This is a genomic window from Acidiphilium sp. AL (genome assembly GCF_025499445.1).
GTDB lineage: Bacteria > Pseudomonadota > Alphaproteobacteria > Acetobacterales > Acetobacteraceae > Acidiphilium > Acidiphilium iwatense.
The window spans coordinates 1-1,732 of the sequence record NZ_JAIMBZ010000111.1; the positions used below are offsets into that span (position 1 = coordinate 1).

Below are 1,732 nucleotides of genomic sequence, written 5' to 3' on the forward strand. Positions count from 1 at the left end.
CGCGATCCTCGACGCGCCGACGGCGCCGACGTTCTTCCTCCATTCGGCTCTCGAGCTGGCGGGAAAACCGGACGGTTCCAGGATGTAAGCCGTCCAGCTCACTTCGCAGAGCGGGGAGAGTGGTCAGCGTGTCGCCCGCGAGCAATCCGGCCGCGGTGCAATATCGGGTGATGACGGCGTCCGCGATGTTCCGGTCCCTGGGGCCGCGCACATGCACGGCACTGGACCCATCGACAGCAGGAAATATTTCAAGCCGCGGACTACCGGCCAGTCCCGCCGCGGCAAAGGCACGCTTCCCTTTGCGGCGCAATGCGTCGAGCACCCCCTCGATATGTTTGCAGGTACCGAGACCGTTGACCCGCCAGTCCGGGCAGCCGCAGGAGTTTTCCCGCAGAATCAGAGAGCGAATTTCGACTTCATACGTTGCTCCGCTGGTCGAGTGCACGCGGAAGTTACCGAAGTAGGGATGTTCAGGCTCCAGATTTTCAATGGCGCCGATATCGGTGAGCCCCCGCCACCGGCGCCGTTCGAGTTCATCGGCGTCGGTCGTGTTCCAGCCTTGAAAGCCGGAACTCCTTTCCTGCACCTTCTTCGCCTTCCGAGGCGATCTTTTGACCCGACTCGTCGTCATCCTTTCCTCCGTATCTTGAACACAGGGAAACCTGACGGACAGGGCCGATCGGCGCAATGGTGTCAAGAGTGGCCGGATTGGCTCAACATGTGCGTGAATAGAGGCTCCATCGACTCCCGTTCCGCCCGATCCATGGCCCGATATCCGAGGCTGCGATATCCAACCTCCCGCTTGACCGCCATTTTCGCGAGCATCGGTTCGTTCCTATCGATATATACCCCGACTCTGTGAGAATCCGAGTGGTGGCTTGCTCAACGGCGCGAGATGGATTCTGGTAGGGCCATGAAGCGGCATGGATTTCTGGACGATGAATCGCGGCGTGACCTGATTGAGCTGGCTCGGGACGGGTCGGCGGCGCATCGTTTGGCACGACGTGCGAACGCGCTGGTTCTTTTGGATGCGGGCAAGAGCGTTTCGGAAGTTGCGGAGTATTTGCTGCTGGACGAGGATACGATATGGCGGAATTTGGGTGACGCCGGTGATCAGGCGGCGTTCTGTGCTGGCGTCTGGATGACCTCGACGCCGTTTTGGAAGGTAATGCCCTGAATGACCTTGGGCAACTGATTTTCTCCTTTGAGTTTGCGCCAGGTTTTGGCGGCTGCGGTGACGAGTTTGAAGACCATGAGCCGAGCAGTGTCCTGCGACAGCGCCCCTTTGGTTCGGACCATTCTGTGGCGCACCGTGGCGAACACGCTCTCGATCGGGTTGGACGTCCGCAGATGGTCCCAATGCTCGGCCGGGAAATCGTAGAAAGTCAGCAAGACATCACGGTCTTTGACCAGGCATGTGACCGCCTTGTCGTATTTCGCGCCGTATTTCTCGGCGAACGTGGCAATCGCCGTCTCGGCTGCCGCACGATCCGGCGCGGTCCAGATTTCGCGCAGATCGGCCTTGGCAGCCGGTTGCAGAACCTTCGGCATCTTGTTCAGCACGTTGGCCGTTTTATGCACCTAATGCCGATGTCGGCATTAGGTGCATCATGCCGACTTCCGGATTATGCCGACCTCCGTCCGCAACTCGGCCTGGGAGGCGGTGATCGCTGTGAAGGAAGCGGCATAATAACGCCGGCCTGAGGATCAGTTCAGACTCCCCTCTCTTTTC

General features: G+C 59.8%; 1 protein-coding gene and 1 pseudogene. Both read right to left on the reverse strand.

Annotation, left to right across the window (positions count from 1 at the left end; genetic code table 11):
- Positions 1 to 631: SWIM zinc finger family protein (locus AiwAL_RS20110; protein ID WP_262313483.1), on the reverse strand; the 631-nt coding region annotated here is incomplete at its 3' end.
- A gap of 482 nt (positions 632 to 1,113) precedes the next feature.
- Positions 1,114 to 1,581: pseudogene (locus tag AiwAL_RS20115) on the reverse strand (transposase); the annotation flags it as partial.
- Positions 1,582 to 1,732: the final 151 nt, after the last annotated feature.